The organism is Peribacillus sp. NPDC060253 (assembly GCF_042727425.1).
Classification (GTDB): domain Bacteria; phylum Bacillota; class Bacilli; order Bacillales; family DSM-1321; genus Peribacillus.
Genome location: NZ_JBHXAS010000122.1, coordinates 1 through 13,764 on the forward strand (window position 1 = coordinate 1; position 13,764 = coordinate 13,764).

16 protein-coding genes, 1 tRNA gene and 1 rRNA gene are annotated in these 13,764 nt (G+C 38.3%); 13 read left to right on the forward strand and 5 right to left on the reverse strand.

Going from position 1 to position 13,764, the window contains the following annotated elements; genetic code table 11:
* The 6 genes from rrf to tsaD all read left to right on the forward strand — a co-directional run.
* A 5S ribosomal RNA gene (gene rrf, locus ACFWE9_RS22165) occupies positions 1–95 on the forward strand; the annotation flags it as partial.
* Between the two features lie 66 nt (positions 96–161).
* Positions 162–235 (forward strand) — tRNA-Met (locus ACFWE9_RS22170).
* Between the two features lie 201 nt (positions 236–436).
* Positions 437–889: a tRNA (adenosine(37)-N6)-threonylcarbamoyltransferase complex ATPase subunit type 1 TsaE gene (tsaE, locus tag ACFWE9_RS22175; protein ID WP_230162250.1), complete on the forward strand. Its 453-nt coding sequence runs from the start codon at positions 437–439 to the stop codon at positions 887–889.
* Positions 889–1,581, forward strand: a complete 693-nt coding sequence (gene tsaB, locus ACFWE9_RS22180) for a tRNA (adenosine(37)-N6)-threonylcarbamoyltransferase complex dimerization subunit type 1 TsaB (protein ID WP_230162252.1) — start codon at positions 889–891, stop codon at positions 1,579–1,581. The genes tsaE and tsaB overlap by 1 nt, the downstream gene beginning before the upstream one ends.
* Before the next feature lie 22 nt (positions 1,582–1,603).
* Positions 1,604–2,056 (forward strand): ribosomal protein S18-alanine N-acetyltransferase, encoded by a 453-nt coding sequence (rimI, locus tag ACFWE9_RS22185; RefSeq protein ID WP_230162254.1) that lies wholly within the window; start codon positions 1,604–1,606, stop codon positions 2,054–2,056.
* The gene (gene tsaD / locus ACFWE9_RS22190) at positions 2,053–3,066 is read left to right on the forward strand and encodes a tRNA (adenosine(37)-N6)-threonylcarbamoyltransferase complex transferase subunit TsaD (protein WP_230162256.1); all 1,014 of its coding nucleotides are present in this window, start codon (positions 2,053–2,055) and stop codon (positions 3,064–3,066) included. Before rimI ends, tsaD begins: the two co-directional genes overlap by 4 nt.
* A gap of 269 nt (positions 3,067–3,335) precedes the next feature.
* Here the strand turns inward: tsaD and ACFWE9_RS22195 are convergent, their stop codons facing one another.
* Positions 3,336–5,255, reverse strand: a complete 1,920-nt coding sequence (locus tag ACFWE9_RS22195; RefSeq protein WP_377358838.1) for an ABC-F family ATP-binding cassette domain-containing protein — start codon at positions 5,253–5,255, stop codon at positions 3,336–3,338.
* A 132-nt stretch (positions 5,256–5,387) separates the two neighbouring features.
* Between ACFWE9_RS22195 and moaC the strand changes: the two genes are divergently transcribed.
* Positions 5,388–5,894 carry a cyclic pyranopterin monophosphate synthase MoaC gene (gene moaC / locus ACFWE9_RS22200; RefSeq protein ID WP_230162260.1) on the forward strand — a complete coding sequence of 169 codons (507 nt, stop codon included), beginning with the start codon at positions 5,388–5,390 and terminating at the stop codon, positions 5,892–5,894.
* Between the two features lie 37 nt (positions 5,895–5,931).
* Positions 5,932–6,594 (forward strand): redox-sensing transcriptional repressor Rex, encoded by a 663-nt coding sequence (locus ACFWE9_RS22205; RefSeq protein WP_230162262.1) that lies wholly within the window; start codon positions 5,932–5,934, stop codon positions 6,592–6,594.
* A gap of 33 nt (positions 6,595–6,627) precedes the next feature.
* On the opposite strand, the gene ACFWE9_RS22210 is transcribed toward ACFWE9_RS22205, so the two are convergent.
* A complete protein-coding gene (locus ACFWE9_RS22210; RefSeq protein ID WP_230162263.1) occupies positions 6,628–6,840 on the reverse strand; it encodes a YdiK family protein in 213 nt (70 codons plus the stop codon).
* Positions 6,837–7,562 (reverse strand): CPBP family intramembrane glutamic endopeptidase, encoded by a 726-nt coding sequence (locus ACFWE9_RS22215; RefSeq protein ID WP_377358841.1) that lies wholly within the window; start codon positions 7,560–7,562, stop codon positions 6,837–6,839. Before ACFWE9_RS22215 ends, ACFWE9_RS22210 begins: the two co-directional genes overlap by 4 nt.
* Positions 7,563–7,887: 325 nt before the next feature.
* Here ACFWE9_RS22215 and groES point away from each other — a divergent pair, with 325 nt between their 5' ends.
* Entirely contained in the window at positions 7,888–8,172 is a 285-nt protein-coding gene (gene groES / locus ACFWE9_RS22220; protein ID WP_053348954.1) for a co-chaperone GroES, read from the forward strand.
* Positions 8,173–8,231: 59 nt separating this feature from the next.
* A complete protein-coding gene (groL, locus tag ACFWE9_RS22225) occupies positions 8,232–9,869 on the forward strand; it encodes a chaperonin GroEL (RefSeq protein ID WP_063235581.1) in 1,638 nt (545 codons plus the stop codon).
* A 104-nt stretch (positions 9,870–9,973) separates the two neighbouring features.
* Here groL and ACFWE9_RS22230 read toward each other — a convergent pair whose 3' ends face one another.
* Positions 9,974–10,615 carry a site-specific integrase gene (locus ACFWE9_RS22230; RefSeq protein WP_377358844.1) on the reverse strand — a complete coding sequence of 214 codons (642 nt, stop codon included), beginning with the start codon at positions 10,613–10,615 and terminating at the stop codon, positions 9,974–9,976.
* Positions 10,616–10,860: 245 nt separating this feature from the next.
* On the opposite strand from ACFWE9_RS22230, the gene ACFWE9_RS22235 reads away from it, so the two are divergent.
* Together ACFWE9_RS22235 and ACFWE9_RS22240 are read left to right on the forward strand one after the other, a co-directional pair.
* The gene (locus tag ACFWE9_RS22235) at positions 10,861–11,013 is read left to right on the forward strand and encodes a hypothetical protein (protein WP_377358846.1); all 153 of its coding nucleotides are present in this window, start codon (positions 10,861–10,863) and stop codon (positions 11,011–11,013) included.
* Positions 11,014–11,885: 872 nt separating this feature from the next.
* On the forward strand, positions 11,886–12,797 hold the full coding sequence (locus tag ACFWE9_RS22240) for a restriction endonuclease (protein WP_377358847.1): 912 nt from the start codon (positions 11,886–11,888) through the stop codon (positions 12,795–12,797).
* Between the two features lie 90 nt (positions 12,798–12,887).
* On the opposite strand, the gene ACFWE9_RS22245 is transcribed toward ACFWE9_RS22240, so the two are convergent.
* Positions 12,888–13,124 carry a hypothetical protein gene (locus ACFWE9_RS22245; protein WP_230162326.1) on the reverse strand — a complete coding sequence of 79 codons (237 nt, stop codon included), beginning with the start codon at positions 13,122–13,124 and terminating at the stop codon, positions 12,888–12,890.
* 564 nt (positions 13,125–13,688) lie between these two features.
* Here ACFWE9_RS22245 and ACFWE9_RS22250 point away from each other — a divergent pair.
* The coding region (locus ACFWE9_RS22250) for an HAD hydrolase family protein (RefSeq protein WP_377357766.1) at positions 13,689–13,764 on the forward strand (76 nt) is incomplete at its 3' end.

Consider the following 13,764-nt stretch of genomic DNA (forward strand, 5'->3'; position numbering starts at 1 on the left):
GTCACACCCGTTCCCATTCCGAACACGGCAGTTAAGCTCTTCAGCGCCGATGGTAGTTGGGGGTTTCCCCCTGTGAGAGTAGGACGCCGCCAAGCTATAATCTTTGTATCCTTTTTGAAAAAAAGGGAATACTTAATTTATAAAAGTAACATTTATACCGTCGCGGGGTGGAGCAGTCCGGTAGCTCGTCGGGCTCATAACCCGAAGGTCGCAGGTTCAAATCCTGTCCCCGCAATCATGAAAAAAACGAAACCTAGGTTTCGTTTTTTTGTTTTATCTGAAATTCAAATAATTATGTCCCTAACTTATTTGTGTCTTCTTTTGAAACAAGGTAAACTACATATATAGAAGTTTTTGCTCCATTTTAATATTGAGTTTATAGTTTTCGTCATGTACGATATGACGTTTTGCTAATAATGATAAAGGTGATTAATATATGCAACAATTTGAATTGATTTCTCACAATGAGGAAGAAACAGCACAGTTTGCGCAGAAGTTGGCACTAATGCTTTCGAGTGGTGATGTACTGGCTTTAGAAGGTGATCTTGGTGCAGGGAAAACGGCATTCACAAAAGGGCTGGCTAAAGGATTAGGCGTTTCTAGAACAGTAAATAGCCCAACTTTTACGATAATAAAGGAATACAAGGGTCGATTGCCTTTATATCACATGGATGTATATCGGGTAAGTGAATCCGAAGAAGATTTAGGCTTTGATGAATACTTTGATGGTGACGGTGTAACCGTCGTTGAATGGGCTCATTTAATTAAGGATTACCTCCCTAGTGAAATCTTAACCATTTATATTTATCGTCTTAGTGATATAAGCCGGCGCATTGTCTTGGAAGCCAAAGGCGAACGATATGAAACGTTATGTAAGGAGATTATTTGATGAAGGTTTTAGCTATAGATACATCGAACTTTACATTAGGGATAGCACTGGTAAATGGAAGTCAAGTAATTGGCGAATATACGACCAACCTAAAGAAAAATCATTCAGTGCGGGTAATGCCAGCTATTGAGACGCTGCTAAGGGATTGTGATACTAATCCGAAGGATTTGACCAAGATAGTGGTAGCTCGGGGCCCAGGCTCTTATACAGGGGTGAGGATTGGTGTGACGATTGCAAAAACTTTGGCCTGGACACTCCAGATTCCTTTATCAGGTGTTTCTAGTTTAGAAGTTTTAGCAGCAAATGGTCGTTATTTTAATGGTTTGATATCTCCCTTGTTCGATGCAAGAAGAGGGCAGATTTATACTGGATTATATGAAATGGAAAATGATCTGTTAGAAACAATCATGGAAGATTGTAATATTCTATCCTCTGAGTGGGCGATTCGATTGAAAGAATTAAATCGTCCTGTTTTATTTATTGGTCAAGATGTGGACATCCATCGGGATGCAATTACGGAAGCGTTAGGCGATTTAGCCGTATTTGCTCCTATACAGTCCTTTAACTCGAGACCAAGCGAACTGGCCTTTATTGGTCTTAACAAGACTGAAGAGGATATTCACCAGTTTGTACCAAACTATATTCGCATGGCTGAAGCGGAAGCTAAGTGGCTCGAACAGCAGGGGAAATAAAAAAGGAAAGCGACCGATTATTATGAGTAAAACATTGACGTTCCGAAAAATGGAAACGGAAGATATCGACCAAGTGCTACACGTGGAAAAACAGTCCTTCACTTTACCTTGGAGCCGGGAAGCTTTTTTTAATGAATTGAATCACAATCAATATGCCGTATATATGGTGATTGAGGATGAAGGGAAAATTGCCGGTTATTGCGGTGCGTGGATCGTCATTGATGAATCACACATTACCAACATTGCGATTTTACCTGAATATCGAGGGCAAAAGCTTGGGGAAGCATTGCTTCGGAAGATGATTGAAATCTCCATTTCCATGGGGGTGGTAAGGATGACGCTTGAAGTTCGTGTCAGTAATGCAGTAGCCATTTCACTTTATGAAAAACTAGGTTTTCAAAAGGGTGGAATCCGTAAAAATTATTATACAGATAATCAAGAAGATGCTTATGTTATGTGGGTGAATTTTTTATGAAAACAGATCAACTTATATTAGGAATCGAAACGAGCTGTGACGAAACGGCAGCAGCTGTTATAAAAAATGGAACAGAGATATTGAGCAATGTCGTGGCTTCACAAATTGAAAGCCATAAACGTTTTGGCGGTGTCGTCCCTGAAATAGCTTCCCGCCACCATGTAGAGCAAATTACAATTGTTCTTGAAGAAGCACTTCTTCAGGCAGGTGTGACATATGAAAATTTAGATGCTATTGCCGTTACAGAAGGACCTGGTCTTGTAGGGGCACTATTAATAGGAGTGAATGCGGCAAAGGCCGTAGCTTTTGCACATGGAATCCCAATTGTCGGTACGCATCATATAGCGGGCCATATATACGCAAATAGACTTATTCAGGAAATCCAATATCCCGCCCTCTCTTTAGTCGTTTCGGGAGGCCATACCGAATTGGTGCTTTTAGAAGAACCAGGTTGTTTCAAGGTGATAGGGGAGACGCGGGATGATGCAGCAGGAGAGGCATATGATAAAGTGGCTCGAACTTTGGGGCTCCCGTATCCCGGAGGCCCTCATATCGATAGGCTTGCACAAGAGGGCTCACCTTCATTGAAACTGCCTCGGGCTTGGTTGGATGATAGCTATGACTTTTCTTTCAGCGGATTGAAATCAGCTGTAATCAACACTTTGCATAATGCAGAACAGCGTGGGGAAATAATTGAACCTAAAGATTTAGCAGCTAGTTTCCAAGCAAGTGTTATAGAAGTACTTGTAACGAAAACGGTGAAGGCTGCGAAGGAATATAATGTGAAGCAAGTATTGCTTGCCGGAGGAGTTGCGGCAAATAAAGGCCTGAGGGAAGCGTTAACGGAAGCTTTTAAGGTTATGCCTATGGACATATCCATTCCGCCCCTCTACCTTTGTACGGACAATGCAGCCATGATCGGTGCTGCTGGCAGTGTCATGTTCGAAAAAGGAAAGCGCTCTGGATTGGATTTGAACGGAAACCCAGGATTGGATATAGAAGCATTTTAATGCACGTGAAGACAGGATGCCTAAATTCGGCATCCTGTCTTTTTTATCCTGTGTATAAAAAAATAGAATATTCTGTGGATAATTATTTTTGATAAACAAACTGCATGTGTATAAACACGTGTTTTTGTGGATAAGTGGATATGTTTCTGTGGATAATGTGAATAACTCAAATTATCGGCTTGTGCACGGTAAGTGTTTTGTTAACAAGTATGTGGATAACTTTGAAGAAACAGAAAAGAAAAGACCGAGTCATTTGACTCGGTCCATTGTCATTCTTCCAATTCGGCCCATTCTTCGAGAAGCTGGTCTAGTGTTTTCTGTGCTTTATCAAGATTTGTTTGGACTTCCATTACTTTTTCATGGTCTTGGAAGACATTTGGATCACAAAGGAGTTCATTGTATTCGTTTATTTCGGTTTCAAGCAACTCCATGGCTGCCTCGATTTCCTCAATGCGCCGTTTTCGCTGACGTTCAGCTTTTTTTGCTTCTTTATCGATTTTGTAATTTGTTTTTTCTGCGGCTACATCTAATGTTTTTGCTTTATTCTCCTGTTCAAGTGCTTTGATTTCCGCTTGCTCCTGTTTTTTCTCTACATAGTAGTCATAATCACCGAGGAATTCTTCGTTGCCGTCTTTGGAGAGCTCGATCACTTTCGTTGCTATCCGATTTATGAAATAACGGTCATGTGAGACGAATAGAATAGTTCCCGGATAATCAATCAATGCGTTTTCCAGCACCAATTTACTGTCGAGATCTAAATGGTTCGTTGGCTCATCCAGAATTAAAAAATTCCCTTTTTCCATCATCATTTTGGCCAGGGCAAGCCGGGCCTTTTCGCCGCCGCTTAGTGTGGAGACGGTCTTCAAAACATCGTCCCCACTAAAAAGGAAATTACCGAGTACCGTGCGTATATCCTTTTCAGGCTTCAGGGGATATTCATCCCATAATTCATTGAGTACGCGTTTATTGGAAACCAGGTTTGCTTGTTCCTGATCATAGTAGCTGACTTCAACATTCGTTCCAAATCGGAAACTTCCAGAACGTGCCGGCAGCTTAGAGATGATTGTTTTCAATAACGTTGATTTCCCGACACCATTCGGGCCAACAAGAGCAATGCTTTCGCCCTTTGTCATGCGGGAATTTATATTTTTTGATACCGTTTCCCCTTCGTAACCTATTGCCAAGTCCTGAAGATGAAGTACTTCGTTTCCGCTTTGCCTTTCAATCTGGAATGAAAAATTAGCGGATTTTTCATCACCTTGCGGCTTGTCCAATACATCCATCTTTTCGAGCTGTTTGCGTCTGCTTTGCGCTCTTTTCGTAGTGGAAGCTCTTGTGATATTACGTTGGACAAAGTCACGAAGCTTTTCGATTTCCCCTTGTTGTTTCTCGAACAGCTTCATGTCCCGCTCATAATCTTCCGCTTTTCCCTCTAGGTAAGAACTATAATTACCATAGTATTTCTTCATGTTATTTCGGGAAATTTCATATACCTGGTTTACCACTTTATCTAGAAAATAGCGGTCATGGGAAACAATAAGAACAGCTCCTTGGTAACTCTGTAAATATTGTTCAAGCCAAGAGAGGGTTTCGATATCCAAATGGTTCGTTGGCTCATCCAGAATCAATATATCCGGTTTCCTTAAAAGCAGCTTCCCTAAAGCAAGTCTTGTTTTTTGCCCACCGCTTAAAGTGGAAATTAGGGTAGAATAGTCAAAGTCGGCAAACTGGAGTCCATGCAATACCGAACGGATATCCGCTTCATATTGATAACCGCCCTTCTCTTTGAAGGCGACCATCAAAGTGTCATATTCATTTAATACTTTTTGATAAAGTGCTTCATTTTCAAAGATGTCAGGTCTGGCCATATCAGCCTCAAGGCGCCGCAGTTCCTTTTCTTGCTCCATAAGATCCTTGAATACCGTCAGCATCTCATCCCAAATGGTCAGCTCGGATTCCAATCCCGTATCCTGAGCCATATAGCCGATGGTGACGCCTTTTGGCTTGATGATTTCACCACCATCATGGGAAATCTGCCCGGCTATGATTTTCAGCAGAGTCGATTTACCAGCGCCATTTCGGCCAACAAGTGCAATTCGATCTTTATTTTGAACTTCGAGCTTCATATTTGATAAAATAAGTTCAGCACCATAATATTTCGATAGTTGATTGATTTGTAATAAAATCATAGATTTCACCTCAATTGATTATTGTTAGTGTAACGTATTATAGTTATTATCGGCAACAGCTTGGTTCCGGGCTAAAAACAAGCTGTTACATAAAGTGGAATAATAGTGTATGATTTAGGAGGGGTTACTTAAATGGGAGACTTGACGCATTTTAATGAACAAGGCAGGGCCAAAATGGTTGATGTGAGTGCGAAGCCTGAAACATCCCGGACCGCAATAGCTCAATCGAGCATTTTATTGAATGAAGAAATATATGAATTGGTCACCAACCAAAAAATCAAAAAAGGTGATGTATTGGCTGTTGCACAGGTTGCAGGAATCATGGCCAGCAAAAATACATCCAATATAATTCCGATGTGCCATCCCATTCCTCTGCAAGGGGTCAATATAGCCTTTGATTGGGAAAAAGAAGATCAAGGATATAGGCTTAGGATTGAAACGGAAGCTAAGACAAAAGGAAGTACAGGTGTGGAAATGGAAGCGTTAACAGCTGCATCCGTAACTGCTTTGACTATTTATGACATGTGTAAGGCCATTGATAAAGGAATGGTAATCGGGCCTACATTCTTAGTGGAGAAAACAGGTGGAGTGTCTAGTAGCGATTATAAAAGACAAGTAAATCGAACAGATAGAGATTAGAGATTAAGTTGAAAAGCATGTGTGAAGGCGGGGAAGAATGATGAACCATGACCCAAAGATACCGCAGGCAACGGCCAAAAGGTTGCCATTGTATTATCGATTTTTAAAGAACTTACATTCCTCAGGCAAACAAAGAGTTTCCTCTGCAGAGCTAAGCGAAGCTGTAAAAGTGGATTCTGCTACGATTCGCCGTGATTTTTCCTACTTCGGCGCGCTTGGAAAAAAAGGTTACGGCTATAATGTCAATTATTTATTATCCTTCTTTAGAAAAACACTAGATCAAGATGAACTGACAAAAGTCGCTTTAATCGGTGTAGGAAATTTAGGAACTGCTTTTTTAAATTACAATTTCATGAAAAATAATAATACAAAGATTGAAATGGCATTCGAAGTTTCTGAAGATAAGGTCGGCAAGATAATAGCAGATGTGCCAATTTATCATATGGATCAAATTGATACACTATTGCAGGAAAATAATATTACTGCGGCGATTTTGACAGTACCTGCACAAGTTGCCCAGACGATAACCGATCGTTTAGTCAAAGCCGATATAAAAGGAATATTGAATTTCACTCCCGCACGGCTGACGGTACCCCCATCGATTAGGGTTCACCACATTGACCTGGCGGTGGAGCTTCAGTCTCTCATCTACTTTTTGAAGCATTATCCTGTAGTGGAAGAAGCTGCATTGGAGGAATAAAAAGAAAAACGCTGCAACTTCGCAGCGTTTTTCTTATTTTTTCTTATTTTTTTGTGCGGCTTTAATCTTAAAGTGCAGCATGATCATCCGTAATCCCGATCCAAAATCAAGAGTCGCAATAAGGATAAGTATATAGGCAAAGATTCCCCATCCTGATGAACTGACGGATTGAATCGCGATCGCTGTAAAAAGAGCACCTAAGCCAGCATAGATGATTCCCATGAATAATGGTGATTGACGTTTCATAATAAACCTCCGATGAAGGCCTGTGCAGTATCTAACATCTTCTCAATATCTTCACGATAGACCACTTGAAAGACGATAACAAGCGTATTCATCGCAACATGTGCGCATATGGACACGAGAATGCGTCCCGTGTGCTTATAAAGGAAAGCAAAGGTAAAGCCCATTGCCGTATATAAAAGAAGATGTTCAAATTCACCATGCGCCAAGCCGAATATAACTGAGCTGAGTAAAGCTGAAATAAAGAAGTTAAAGCGTTTATGAAGTGATCCGAAAATGATTTTTCGAAAAATGATTTCTTCCAATATTGGTCCTATTACTGAAGTGACGAATATGACCAAGGGGACTTTGTAAATGAGTGAAATGAGCTGCTGTGTATTTTCCGATTCAGACTCCACCCCAAGCATTTGTTCAATGCTCCCAGCAATGGTTTGAGAGAAAAGAGCCAAGAAAATACCTGCTATTGCCCAAAATATGGACATGGGAATCGAGGCTTGATCTTTTCTGTCTATGTTTTCCCTCATATCTTTTCTCATTAATAAAAGAATCAATGATAGAGCAACTAGAAAGCTGAATACAATCCAGTATGCGGCAGACTTCACTTCAAGTTCATCAGCAGGCATTCCGGTTGAAGATCCGATCAGCATGAAAATGGGTACCCCAACAATACTTGATAATTGCATGGCAATGTAGGTGATGATGACGAACCAATATTCTTTTTTCAAAAATGAAAACTCCTTTTATTAAGTCACCCATTTGACATATAACGTTCCTGACATGGGGACAATCTATAAACGCATACTCCAAAATGGTATCAAATATTAGGACAGAACACCACTTAAAGGTACCCCTTAGACAACATTTCAGTTACTAATCATTATGCTAAAGTAGTATACCCGTAATTTATCAGAAATTAATAAAAAATTTTCGATAAGATACTTGCAAAAAAGGCTCGGTTTATTTAATATTATAAATGTGTTAGCACTCGATGATGAAGAGTGCTAATAATCATGAAACAAATATCAAGAGAATATGAGGAGGTTGTTTCACTTGTTAAAACCATTAGGTGATCGCGTTATTATTGAACTAGTTCAATCTGAAGAAAAAACTGCAAGCGGTATTGTTCTTCCTGATACTGCAAAAGAAAAGCCACAAGAAGGTAAGGTAGTGGCAGTTGGCACTGGCCGTGTTCTTGAAAATGGCGAACGTGTTGCTTTAGAGGTTGCCCAAGGCGATCTAATTATCTTCTCAAAATATGCAGGTACTGAAGTTAAATACGAAGATACTGAATACTTAATTTTACGTGAAAGCGACATTCTAGCTGTAATCGGCTAATTATACATCATACTTAACTGAACGAAAAATTTCTTAAAATTTTAGGGAGGTACTTATAAATGGCTAAAGAAATTAAATTTAGTGAAGAAGCCCGCCGCTCGATGCTTCGTGGTGTGGACGCACTTGCAGATGCAGTTAAAGTAACGCTTGGACCAAAAGGTCGTAACGTGGTTCTTGAGAAAAAATTCGGTTCACCGCTTATCACAAATGACGGTGTAACAATCGCTAAAGAAATCGAATTGGAAGATGCATTCGAAAACATGGGTGCGAAATTGGTTGCTGAAGTAGCAAGCAAAACAAACGATGTAGCTGGTGACGGTACAACTACTGCAACGGTTCTAGCACAAGCGATGATCCGTGAAGGTCTTAAAAACGTAACAGCTGGTGCTAACCCAATGGGAATCCGTAAAGGAATCGAGAAAGCAGTCAATACTGCCATTGCAGAATTGAAAGCCATTTCCCAACCAGTCGAAAACAAAGAATCGATTGCACAAGTTGCTGCCATCTCTTCAGCTGATGAAGAAGTGGGACAACTGATTGCAGAAGCAATGGAGCGCGTTGGTAACGACGGCGTCATTACAATCGAAGAGTCTAAAGGTTTCACAACTGAATTGGATGTTGTAGAAGGTATGCAGTTCGATCGTGGATATGCCTCTCCATACATGGTTACAGATTCAGATAAAATGGAAGCTGTCTTAGAAAATCCTTATATCTTAATCACAGATAAAAAAATCACGAATATCCAAGAAATCCTTCCTGTACTTGAGCAAGTTGTTCAACAAGGGAAACCGCTATTATTGATTGCTGAAGATGTAGAAGGCGAAGCGCTTGCAACTCTTGTTGTGAACAAACTTCGTGGAACATTCAATGCAGTTGCGGTTAAAGCTCCAGGATTCGGTGACCGTCGTAAAGCAATGCTTGAAGACATCGCAGCTCTTACAGGCGGCGAAGTGATCACTGAAGAAATCGGACTTGATCTTAAATCTGCAACAATCGATTCTTTAGGTCGTGCGTCTAAAGTGGTTGTTACAAAAGAAAATACAACGATCGTTGAAGGTGCTGGAAATACAGCTCAAATTCAAGCTCGTGTAAACCAAATCCGTGTTCAATTAGAAGAAACTACTTCTGAATTCGACCGCGAAAAATTACAAGAACGCCTTGCTAAATTAGCTGGTGGTGTAGCGGTAATCAAAGTTGGTGCAGCTACTGAAACAGAATTAAAAGAACGTAAACTTCGTATTGAAGATGCATTGAACTCCACTCGTGCTGCCGTTGAAGAAGGTATCGTAGCCGGTGGTGGTACAGCACTTCTTAACGTATACAATAAAATTGCAGAAATTCAAGCGGAAGGCGACGTAGCAACAGGCGTGAAAATCGTTCTTCGTGCCATCGAAGAGCCTGTACGTCAAATCGCTCACAACGCTGGACTTGAAGGCTCTGTAATCGTAGAGCGCCTTAAAGGCGAAGCTGTTGGTACTGGCTTCAATGCAGCTACTGGCGAATGGGTTAACATGATCGCATCAGGTATCGTCGATCCGACTAAAGTAACTCGTTCAGCTCTACAAAACGCTGGTTCAGTTGCTGCCATGTTCTTAACAACAGAAGCAGTTGTTGCTGACAAACCAGAACCGGCAGGCGCTGGCGGCATGGGCATGCCTGACATGGGCGGCATGGGCGGAATGGGCGGCATGATGTAATCATCGCCTAGAACCCTTGGTATATAGGGGTTTGTAAGGTGGAGATTAGTGAAATGCTAACTTTTTGCTAACTTTCAGTTTTTAAACAACTTTACTTCAACCAATTAGAGGAGACCTTTCGTAAGTTCACTGAACTTATGGGAGGTCTTTTCTTCGATATTTTTTGTCATATGAGCGTAAATGTTCATCGTCGTGTTTATATCTGAATGCCCTAATCTTTCTTGAATCTCTTTTACGCCTGCCCTAGCTTCAATGAGAAGGGATGTATGAGTATGTCTAAAGCTGTGGGGGGGAATATGCTTGTCTACATCCAAATGCCTAATTAAACGCTGTAAACGCAATACCATTTGCTTCATAACCCTTGGATGCCCGATGTTTTCAGCAAAAATGAAATCTTGATCCGCATATACCAACCGTTGTTTCATTTTCAATTCCATCTGCTCACGCTTGTGTGTTTTGAATAAGGCGACAAGTCCATCGTCAATTATGATTGTGCGAATTGACTTTTTTGTTTTTGGAGTTAGGAGTTGATAACCTGTACTTTTGTTATTCAGATTATAGTATGTTTTGGTAATTCTTATAGTTTTCTTAGTAAGGTCCAGGTCTGTCCATTTTAATGCTAACATTTCGCCTAAGCGCATACCGGTATATGCCAAAGTAGCAAAACATAGATAGTATAGATTTAATCCTTGTTCTTTTGTGATACGTAGAAAGGTTTTCAGTTCATTTAACTCAAGAAACTTCACTAAAGGCGATATCGAGCAATTAAAAAACAATCCAAATACAATGTACAGAGCTATAACTCTTTCTGCAAAATACGATGAATTGATTAAGAAATTAGAGTATTTACAAGAAGAAGTTAAAGAAGTAAATTCTCAGGAATAACCCTTCCACTTTTTTCTTATAGTAATGCTTTTTAGATTTTTTGTGTCAACATCTTGGATAGAAAAGAAGACTTGACTAAAATCATCAATAAAAGGGAGTTGTTCGTATGAAATATAGTCATTATCAAGAAAAGTGGATTAGTAAAAAATACGGTTCAATTGTACATAGACTTTTGAAAGATAAACATATGGAAATGCAAACCGAATTACATTCTGCACAAAATAAAAAATACGTCATACATGTGGAAGAAATATTTTGATACCTTTAGATGAACGATTTTTTATACTTAAAGTAGTTCTTATTGTAATTGCTGTATTGGTTGCCATTCCTGCCAAATGGATTCGTAAATGGTTCTGGAAGGACTAAAAATTTTTCGCATCAGTTTATTGCATATAACATATGACATGTTTTAAAGATTGTTGTCGAACGTAGTGAAGACAATGGCGAAGCCATAGGTAATGTAATTCATAGTTAAATAAACATAAGTCTGCCCTGGTAGGTCAGATGCGGTTTATATGCAATTGCGTAATAAGTAGTTGAAAATTCAAAATTAAAAATGCTGCAAGATAAAAATTATTTTCTCCATTTGTAGATTTAAAATAAAGTTTGAATTTTATATCAACGTCAGATTATTTATAAGAAGATTAATTAAAAATCCTGATTATTCTCAAGGAGTTATTTTATTTTAGAAAAATACCTTGCCACATTTCACTATATCATACACAAAATATTTCAGTTATAAGCACGAATAAAAATGGTTATTGTTTCAAGCGTGTTATATTAGTTAATCTGTCTTAAAAAATCACATTTCACTAACATTTATTTTGAATTTCCGATTTTGAGGATGTTTCCGAAAGTCTGATGGACTTTTTTGTGAAGCATCCTCTTTCATTGATATACGAGAAGAACATAAGCGTTTGTTACATCTACTTATTCGTCAATTACTATTGGTGAAGATCGTAAAATTGAAAGCAAACAATTAAAATTAAATAATGAGGTAATCCAAGAACTACAATAAGGAGTAAGAGATTTGTCTATGGATGAGTCTGCTGCTCCTTTTTCTATTTATTAGGAATTTTAAAACCAATTTTTGTTATATTGGAAGTAGGATAATAATAAGGGGATGAACGTATGGCAGTACCAGGATATCAAGACTTTATGTACCCGTTTTTGAAGCAGTTGGAAAATAGGCAAGAGTATCGATTACAAGATTTATATACGATTCTAGCAAGGTACTTCAATTTAAGTGAAGAAGATATTGCTGAGACTCTTCCTAGTGGCAAACAAACCTTATTGGTTAACCGGGTAGGTTGGGCGAGGACATATCTAAATAAAGCAGGATTGATAAATGTTGTAAGAAGAGCTGTTTTTCAAATAACAGATGAAGGGTTAAGAGTATTTAATGATTCGAGTATAACTAAGATCGATCGAAAATTTTTAACTAAATATGTAAGTTTTAATGAATTTATTAATAAAGTGTCTAAAGAAAAAACTGATTCAGATATTGAAGGTACAGAAGAGAAGACACCTTTAGAACTAATGGGTGAGAACTTTAATATATTAAAGAGTGAAACTCAAGATTTACTTTTAGAAAAAATACTTAGTTGTTCACCAGGCTTTTTCGAGAGATTGATTGTTGAATTGATTGTATCTATGGGCTATGGAGGGTCTGTGAAAGATGCGGGAAGAGCTATTGGGAAATCTGGGGATGAAGGTATAGACGGTATTATAAAGGAAGATGTTTTAGGGCTAGATATGATATATCTACAAGCTAAGAGATGGAAGAAAGAATCTACTGTATCTAGACCAGATATTCAAACCTTTGTAGGTAGCCTTATAGGTAAACAAGCATCAAAAGGTATTTTTATTACTACTGCCAAGTTTTCACAAGGTGCAATTGAATATGCTAGTTCTATTGATAAGCGAGTAATACTGATTGATGGCCAACAGCTAACTGATTTAATGTTTAAATATAATGTTGGGGTTAGTGATGAAGAAGTTTTTGTTACAAAAAAAATTGATTTGGATTTCTTTGAAGAATAAAAATCTCTACTTGATATATATACACTTTATGGAATCCCTAACAGTAAAGTAAATATAAAATGAGGCAGATAGTGTTATTAATGAAAAATCTTAGCGACTGATCAGTAGTGGAACTGATAGAGCTCTTCGGAGGTTTTCCGTTTTCGGTATTGAAAAATCTATTAGTTTACACCATTTATTTAAACCTTCCTTTGATAGTTTTGATTTTGTTAAATCAAGTACATCAATATTTTCACTTAAAGTAGTAGATTTAAATTCTCCTGGTATTTGACTTGCAAAATATCCTGTCGATATTATTTTTTTTGCTATTCCTTTTTCAGCTGTCATATAGTCACATCCATAATTTTATTATAGCCAGAAAATTTCTTTTACTATTTCATCTCCTGAACTTTTTTACAATTAATAATATTTTGTTTTTCTCCCTGAACTGCCCCGTAAATGTTAGATTGGTGTCTAACATTTACGGGGCAGTTCAAGTTTGTCTACAGTCTGTTTCTCTTGTTTTAAGAGAGTTTTTTGCATAAGTGTTATTTAGCTAACCAGGAGCTTTGTTTAATGACGAACTGAAAAGAGTGATATGTTTGAATAAAAAACTTTTCACTTTATCTTTAATAGATTTGCCTTTACTCTCCCCTCTTTACGGTCAGCTGTTGAGGCTTTTTTCTAGTTGATAATGAAAATAAGAGCAGGTGAATTGGACAAATTAAGACCTGATTTACAAAATCTTAACATTGGATTAATGTGTGGTTTATATTGGGTTATTATGATTGAACCGTAATAAACAGTAATAAACATTAATAAATCCACATTAAGATTGGATTTTTATTGAGAGCAGGTATCAAAGCTAGAAAGAGAATTTAATAGATAGAATAAGAAAAGGGGCTATATAGCATGAGTTTCATCGCGATAGATTTAGACGGAACATTATTAAACGACCAGAATGAAATTAGTGAAGATAATATAAAGG